The sequence below is a fragment of the Diaphorobacter sp. genome (genome assembly GCF_050251835.1).
Taxonomy (GTDB): Bacteria; Pseudomonadota; Gammaproteobacteria; order Burkholderiales; family Burkholderiaceae_C; genus JBFXIE01.
In genome coordinates this window covers 1-7,592 of record NZ_JBFWLZ010000068.1, presented here as the reverse complement: position 1 = coordinate 7,592, position 7,592 = coordinate 1, and the positions used below count along the sequence as shown (strand labels likewise).

General features: G+C 66.5%; 6 protein-coding genes and 1 pseudogene. 4 read left to right on the top strand and 3 right to left on the bottom strand.

Features of this window, described 5'->3' with window-relative positions:
- Positions 1-1,181: pseudogene (locus tag AB7E35_RS14560) on the bottom strand (transcription-repair coupling factor); the annotation flags it as partial.
- Between the two features lie 92 nt (positions 1,182-1,273).
- On the opposite strand from AB7E35_RS14560, the gene ispD reads away from it, so the two are divergent.
- Together ispD and ispF are read left to right on the top strand one after the other, a co-directional pair.
- Entirely contained in the window at positions 1,274-2,134 is an 861-nt protein-coding gene (ispD, locus tag AB7E35_RS14555) for a 2-C-methyl-D-erythritol 4-phosphate cytidylyltransferase (RefSeq protein ID WP_428167815.1), read from the top strand.
- A gap of 33 nt (positions 2,135-2,167) precedes the next feature.
- On the top strand, positions 2,168-2,647 hold the full coding sequence (gene ispF / locus AB7E35_RS14550; RefSeq protein ID WP_428164088.1) for a 2-C-methyl-D-erythritol 2,4-cyclodiphosphate synthase: 480 nt from the start codon (positions 2,168-2,170) through the stop codon (positions 2,645-2,647).
- A 190-nt stretch (positions 2,648-2,837) separates the two neighbouring features.
- Here ispF and AB7E35_RS14545 read toward each other — a convergent pair whose 3' ends face one another.
- Positions 2,838-4,358 carry an ATP-binding protein gene (locus tag AB7E35_RS14545; protein ID WP_428167814.1) on the bottom strand — a complete coding sequence of 507 codons (1,521 nt, stop codon included), beginning with the start codon at positions 4,356-4,358 and terminating at the stop codon, positions 2,838-2,840.
- A 96-nt stretch (positions 4,359-4,454) separates the two neighbouring features.
- A complete protein-coding gene (gene ompR / locus AB7E35_RS14540) occupies positions 4,455-5,186 on the bottom strand; it encodes a two-component system response regulator OmpR (protein WP_428164086.1) in 732 nt (243 codons plus the stop codon).
- Between the two features lie 221 nt (positions 5,187-5,407).
- Between ompR and AB7E35_RS14535 the strand changes: the two genes are divergently transcribed.
- Both AB7E35_RS14535 and AB7E35_RS14530 read left to right on the top strand, forming a co-directional pair.
- Positions 5,408-6,124 (top strand): SIMPL domain-containing protein, encoded by a 717-nt coding sequence (locus AB7E35_RS14535; protein WP_428164085.1) that lies wholly within the window; start codon positions 5,408-5,410, stop codon positions 6,122-6,124.
- A 133-nt stretch (positions 6,125-6,257) separates the two neighbouring features.
- Entirely contained in the window at positions 6,258-7,190 is a 933-nt protein-coding gene (locus tag AB7E35_RS14530) for a hypothetical protein (RefSeq protein ID WP_428164084.1), read from the top strand.
- Positions 7,191-7,592: the final 402 nt, after the last annotated feature.

Below are 7,592 nucleotides of genomic sequence, written 5' to 3'. Positions count from 1 at the left end.
TCGCTCTCGGCCAGCAGCAGCACGCGCTGGCCCGTGGTCTGCGTAGCGCGGATGTGCGCCTGCAGCCGCGCCAGCGGATCGTCGGCGCCGCGCACCACGGACAGGTCGGGCAGCTTCTGAAACTGGGCGTTGTCGGCCACGTCTTCCACGCCCGGGCGCAGCGACAGCTGGGCGTGCGGCTTGGCCTGGCCGTAGAACTGCTCGGCGGACAGAAACAGCGCCTCGGGCGGCAGGGTGGGGTGGTCCGGGTCGCCCTGGATCAGCCGGTAGCGATCGCGCGTGTCCTGCCAAAAGCGCTGGAAGGCGGTTTCCAGGTCGCCGTGCAGCACCACTGTGGCTTGGTCGCCCAGGTAGTCGAACACGGTGGCGGTCTCGTCAAAAAACAGCGGCAGGTAATACTCGATGCCCGCAGTGGCCACGCCGTTGCCCATGTCCTTGTAGATGCGGCTCTTGGTCGGGTCGCCCTCCAGCATTTCGCGCCAGCGGCTGCGGAATTTGGCGCGCGCCTCGTCGTCCATGGGAAATTCGCGTCCCGGCAGCAGGCGCACCTCGGGCACGGGGTACAGGCTGCGCTGGCTGTCGGGGTCGAAGGTGCGGATGGAGTCGATCTCGTCGTCAAACAGGTCCACCCGGAACGGCTGCAGCGAGCCCATCGGAAACAGGTCGATCAGCCCGCCGCGCACCGCGTATTCGCCGTGGCTGACCACCTGCGACACATGCTGGTAGCCCGCCAGCGTGAGCTGGGCGCGCAGCTTGGCCTCGTCCAGCTTTTGCCTGACCTTGAAGTGAAAGGTGTAGCCCGCCAGAAACGACGGCGGCGCCAGCCGGTACAGCGCCGTGGTGGCCGGCACCAGCACCACGTCGGCGCCGGTGTCCTTGTCGCGTTGCTGGATGCGCCACAGCGTGGCCAGGCGCTCGCTGATCAAGTCCTGGTGCGGGCTGAAGGCGTCGTAGGGCAGCGTCTCCCAGTCCGGGAACAGCGCGCAGCGCAGATCGGGCGCGAAGAAAGCCATCTCGTCGATCAGCCGCTGGGCGTCGGTCGCATCGGCGGTGACGATGGCGGTGGTGCGGCCGGCGGCTTTTTGCTGCTGCCCCAGGCGGGCCAGCAGCAGGGCGTCGGCGCTGCCCAGGGGGCGGGGCAGGGTGAATCGTTTTCCGGGGGATAGTTTGGGCAGCTGCATGCAGATGGCGTCGTCCGGTGACGCTGAACAAGAAGGCGCGGCGCGCGCCGCAAGGCTCAAGACGACGAGCCGGGATTCTAGAATGCCCGCCCATGACCGATCTGCCGCCCATCCCCGCCCCGGAACCCGCCCGGCCCGCCCTGGCGCCCGCGCGGCTGTGGGCGCTGGTGCCCTGCGCCGGAACGGGCACGCGTGCCTTGCGCGCCAGCGTGCCGGGCGCGCAAGGCAGCGGCGCCGTGCTGCCCAAGCAGTATCAGCCGGTGGCGGGGCTGCCTCTGGTGCTGCATACGCTGACGGCCTTTGCCGGCGTGGCGCGTCTGGCGGGCACGCTGGTGGTGGTGGCGCCGGGCGACCGTTTTTTTGACAGCCATGCCCACCCCGCCTACTTTGCCGTGCCCTGCGGCGGTGCCACGCGGGCCGAATCGGTGCTGGGCGGCCTGAGGGCGCTGCAAGAGCGCGGCGCGCTGGACGGCGACTGGGCGCTGGTGCACGACGCCGCGCGCTGCCTGGTGACCACGGCGCAGATCGACGCGCTGATCGACGCCTGCCAGCACGACAGCGTGGGCGGCCTGCTGGCGCACAAGCTGGCCGACACGCTCAAGACCGCCATCGACGGCCCTGGCGGCGTGCGCGTGGCCTCCACCGTGGACCGCAGCGACAAATGGCTGGCGCAAACACCGCAGATGTTTCGCATCGGCGCGCTGCGCCACGCGCTGGAGCAGGTGGGCGCCACCGCCACCGACGAGGCCAGCGCCATGGAGGCCATGGGCCTGCATCCGCGGCTGGTGCCCGGCGGCGCGCAGAACTTCAAGGTGACCTACCCTGAGGACTTTTCCCTGGCCGAGGCCGTGCTGGCCCAGCGCATGCATGCCGCCACCCTGGCCCGCTTTGGCGGCGAGCGCGGCGCGGCGGCCAGCGACCCGGTCAAGACTTTCTTTTCTTCCAGAACCTGACGGCGTCACATCCTGACGGCAAACACAATGGGCATGAATTTCAGAATCGGCGAAGGGTGGGACGTGCATGCGCTGGTGCCCGGGCGGCGCCTGGTCATCGGCGGGGTGGACATTCCCCACACCATGGGGCTGCTGGGGCATTCGGATGCTGACGTACTGCTGCACGCCATCACCGACGCGCTGCTGGGCGCGGCGGCGCTGGGTGACATCGGCAGCCACTTCCCCGATACCGATGCGCGCTTCAAGGGCGCCGATTCGGTCGTGTTGCTGACCGAGGCCGCGCGCCGCGTGCAAGCCAAGGGCTACGCCATCGGCAACATCGATAGCACCGTGGTGGCCCAGGCGCCGCGCCTGGCGGCGCACATCCCGGCCATGCGCGCGCGCATCGCCGACGCTTTGGGCCTGGGCCTGGAGCAGGTGAACGTGAAGGCCAAAACCGCCGAGCGCCTGGGGCCCGTGGGCCAGGGCCTGGCGATCGAGGCGCGCGCCGCTGTCTTGTTGTTCAGGCAATAAGGCGGCAACCGCGCGCCTGCATCCACCGTCTTGCCCGCGCGCGCAGTCACAAAGCCTGCGCGATGGGCACTGGATTGCCGCCTGCGGCACTGACGGGGCTGGAGGGCGGGCAGGATGGTGTAGCCTGGTCTGGGGTTTTCACTTATCAGGTCAAAACCGCCTTAACGCCAGGTAAAGCAAGCGCTGACAGCTATTGTTTTTGATGGGGCGGCTTTTGCTGCGCTGCCGGTGCGCTGCTGCGCGGGGGCAGGTGGCGCTTGATCTGCGGGCGCTGCAGCCGCTGCTCGGGGCCCTGGCCGTCAGGCAGGTTGATGGCGCGCTGCAGCTGAATGTGGGCCACCAGTCCGCCCGATGCCGAGTTGGCCAGGGCAAAAATGCCGCCCATGCGCTGCACGGTCTTGTCCACGATGGACAGACCCAGCCCCGCGCCTGCGGCGGCCGTGCGCGCCGAGTCGCCGCGAAAAAACGGTTTGGTCAGGTTGGTCAATTGCTCCGGCGGCGCTCCGGGGCCGTGGTCGCGCAGCTTGATGAGCACCCATTTCTCGCGCGCCTTGGCAGCAATGTCCACAGTGGTCACGCCGGTGTCGCGGTTCTTGCCGTAGCGGCGGGCGTTTTCCAGCAGGTTCGAGATCACGCGCGCCAGTTCTACCTCGTCGGCCATCACGATCAGGTCTTCGGGCACGTTCATGGTGATTTGCAGCTCGCGGTGGTCTTGCACCGCGTACACGCACGACGACACCACGCCATGCAGGTTGACGGGGCTCAGTGCCACGGCGTTGTCGGGGCGGGCGTAGTCCAGAAACTTGTCGATGGTGGCATCCAGCTGCACGATGTCGGCCACCATGTGCTGGCGTGCCACGTCATCGCCCACGCTCATCTCGGTTTCCAGGCGCAGCCGCGCCAGGGGCGTGCGCAGGTCGTGCGATATGCCGGCCAGCATCACGGCGCGGTCTTGCTCCAGTTTGGCGAGCTTTTGCGCCATGCGGTTGAAGCCGATGTTGACCTCGCGGATCTCGCTGGTCACGGCCTCTTCGTCCAGGCGGCTGTTGGCAAAGTCGCCATCGCGCACGCGGTTGGCGGCGTCGCTCAGTTGCTTGAGCGGGCGGTTGATCAGCCGGGCGATCATGGCCGCGCCCGCCAGTGAAAGCGCGCCCACGGTGATCAGCCAGATCAGCCAGGTCTTGCCGCCGGCGGTGCTCAGGCGCGAGCGGTCCATCAGCAGCCAGTTGGGGTCGTCGTTGATGGTGAAGCCCACCCACAGGCCGCTTTCGCCGTTGACGCTGCCTGCAACGATGGTGCCGGGCCCCAGGCGCTGTGTCAGCTCCTGTGTCAGGCGTGAGCCCAGGGGCGTGGATGTGAGCGGCTCGAATTTGTCGCCGGGCTCGCGCGGCAGGATGCGCACGCCCTCTTGCTCGGCCATGGTCTTGAGCAGCGACACCCGGGCGATGGCGTCCGAATGCACCAGCGCCGCGCGGCTCAGGTTGACCAGCGACGCGATCTGCTGCGCGGTCTGCAGTGCGCGGGGCTCGAACTCCAGCGCGCGCAGCGTCTGCAGCCAGGCCAGGATGCTGCCCACCAGCAAGATGGCCAGCAGAAAGAAGGTGCGCCAAAACAGGTTCAGGCCCACGCGCGCGCGCTGCGGCGCGCGGCTGCTGGTCGTCTCCAGCGGGGCTGGGCTGGTAACGTCGGAATGCGCGTCGTGGGCGCTCATGGCGTGGCGGGCTGGTGGTGTGGACGGGCAGCGCACGCCGGTGGCGCGGCTGCCGTGCTCATGGTTGACTGGGGCAGTGCTCTAGTCGCGGGCGCGTCAGTTGGTGCCGTCCGGCACGAACACATAGCCCACGCCCCAGACGGTCTGGATGTAGCGCGGCTGCGCGGCGTCCACCTCGACCAGCTTGCGCAGGCGCGAGATTTGCACGTCCAGACTGCGGTCAAAGGGCTCGAACTCGCGCCCGCGTGCCAGCAGCGCCAGTTTTTCACGCGACAGCGGCTGGCGCGGGTGGCGCACCAGGGCCTTGAGCATGGCGAACTCACCGGTGGTCAGGGGAAGCTCTTCGCCGTTCTTTTGCAGCGCGCGCGTGCCCATGTCGAAGGTGAAGGGGCCAAAGGTCACCACTTCGTTGTCGCCCGAGGGCGCGCCCGGGGCTTCCGGCGGCGGGCGGCGGCGCAGCACGGCGTGGATGCGCGCCAGCAGCTCGCGCGGATTGAAGGGCTTGCCCAGGTAGTCGTCGGCACCCACCTCCAGACCCACGATGCGGTCCACATCCTCGCCCTTGGCGGTCAGCATGATGATGGGCGTGCGGTCGTTGGCCGCGCGCAGGCGCCGGCAGATCGACAGACCGTCTTCGCCGGGCATCATCAGGTCAAGCACGATCAGATCGACGGTTTCGCGCAGCAAGATGCGGTTGAGCGCCTTGCCGTCCTCGGCAACCATCACCTCGAAGCCTTCCTGCGTGAGGTAGCGGCGCAGCAGGTCGCGGATGCGCGCATCGTCATCCACCACGAGAACTTTGTTGATACGGTTGGTAGTTGTGGCCATGCTGTTCTTTCGCTGTCCAATTTGTAACAGCACTGATTTTGACCAGCTTGTGATCCCAAATCGGCTTTTGCCACGCGAGTCTGACCAACTGTTACAGGTTTTGCCCCGTATCGCGGCGACATTACCGGGCGTTCACCAAAGGGCTGGCATAACGCGGTCACGGCGTCTGTCAGTGGTGGCCGCATCTCATGGTCATGCCGCGCCGATAAAAGAGGGTTCTCATGAAAAATGCTTCAAAAATAATAGCTGCTTGCGCTTTATTGACGAGCGCTTCTGCGGTTTTTTCTCAAAATGGAATGCTTGCGGCGCCGCACAACGTGCTGCAGCTGTCCGCATCGGGCATGCAGCAAGTGCAGCAGGACCTGCTGGTGCTGACGCTGGGTACCACCCGCGAGGCGCCCGATGCGGCCGCGGTGCAGGCCCAGCTCAAACAGGCGCTTGATGCCGCGCTGACCGAGGCGCGTCGCTCTGCCCAGCCGCAACAGATGGAGGTGCGCACGGGCGCCTTCGGCATGTACCCGCGCTACGGCAAGGACGGCCAGATCAACGGCTGGCAGGGCCGTGCCGAGCTGGTGCTGGAGGGGCGCGACTTTGCCCGCATCACCGCCACGGCGGGCAAGATTGCAAGCCTGTCGGTCAGCCAGATTGCGTTCGACCTGTCGCGCGAGGCGCGCACCCAGGCCGAAGGCGCGGCGCAGGCCCAGGCCATCGAGGCCTTCAAGGCACGCGCGCACGACCTGGCGCGCGGCTTCGGCTTTGCCGGCTACACGCTGCGCGAGGTGGCCGTCAACAGCAACGAGATGTGGCCCGGCCCGCGCCCGCGCATGATGGCCATGGAGGCCAAATCGGCGGCGCTGGCAGCCGATTCGCCCGTGCCCGTGGAGGCGGGCAAGGCGCAGGTGGTGGTGACTGTCTCGGGTTCGGTGCAGCTCAAGTAACCCAGCTACCTGGCGGCACATGGCGATCGCGCAAGATGCAAGAAGGTTTCAAGTGCCTTGATCGCCAATGTCGGACGGCTCAGTGAGGCTCGCAGCCAACTGACAATCGCGCGCCACAGAAAGAAATCCAGTGATGCCCACTCACAAATACGCCTTTTGGGGAACCATCGGCTTTTTGGTTGCGCAACCATTTCTCATGCACGGAGCGCTTGCCCAGCAAAGTCGCCAAGTGCCGGCGTATGACAAAGCGCAGACCAGGACAGTCCTTGATCGCAGCGTCTTTTATCTTCCGCTGTTCGGTGCCGTGTACCGCGACAAGTTCACCGCGCTGCTGCCGCGCCACCCCAGCTTGCGCGGGCTCGTCATCCACAACCACGGCTGTGGCGGAATGTGGGGCTGGGAAACCACGGTGGCGCAGTTTTACTACCGCGAGGGCTTCGCGGTCATCACGCCCGAGTTTGTGACCCGCGAGGGTAATAAGCTCGGCTGCCCAGGCGGCACGTCGCAGGAGATGCTCAAAAACGCGGGGGATCGCGCGCGCGAAGGGGTCTTTACCGCCGTGAATCCGGCACGGCTCGACGCGCGGGGCGATGACATTGCGGAAATCATCCGCTGGTTCAAGGCCTACTCCAACTTGCCCATTTTCCTGAGCGGCCATAGCGAGGGCTGCCGCACCACCTACCACTGGGATCGCGCCGACCCCCAGGTTGCTGGCGGCATCTGCCACAAGCAGAGCGTGAATAAGCAGTACGAGCACCTGTGGAAGTGGGACACGCGGCTACCCATGTGGTCGTCCATCGAAGACGAAGACCCCTGGGCCGGCGGCAGCAAGCAGCGGCCTGCCGTGGGGTTCCACGAAAAATTCAAGGACCACCCCGAGAACCTCACCGAGTTCCGCTATCCCGGCAACAGCCATGACCCACTGGTGCGCCAGGGCGAAGGGCAGAGCTTGCGTGAATGGCTTGACAAGAGGGTGAGCACCCCAGTGCAAAAGACGCAGAACGGGTTCAACTACGAAGATGTCCTGCCTGCGGTGCAGGAGGCGGTTAGCCGGCCGGTGCGTTGAGAGCGCAGCGTTGCATATCGGCATCGACGCATGTCCAGCGGTAGCGGCTGCGGCGGTGCAGCTGCCACCTTCCACGCCGGGATGTCCGACGACGCTTCAGTGCGTCCGATCCAACCGCAAGCCAGATCGTCATCATCCGGCGCCGTTGCTCCATGAATTCGGTGCGGTCATATGTAGCCCCTGGCGGGCCGGATATGCCGTGGTGGCGCTCGATCATCAGCGTGCGCGCCATTGCCTGGAACCGGTGTCCGTGAGTGCCATGTGTGCCCCTGTTGCTGGTATCTGCTTTGTTGGTGTGTCATGGTGCGCAGTGAAGCTGCCTGAGACAGCAAAAAACCCGCAACGCCAGGAAACGTGCGGGTTTTGAGAGGGTGTGAGACTGTTGGAGAGTCTTTTTTGGCC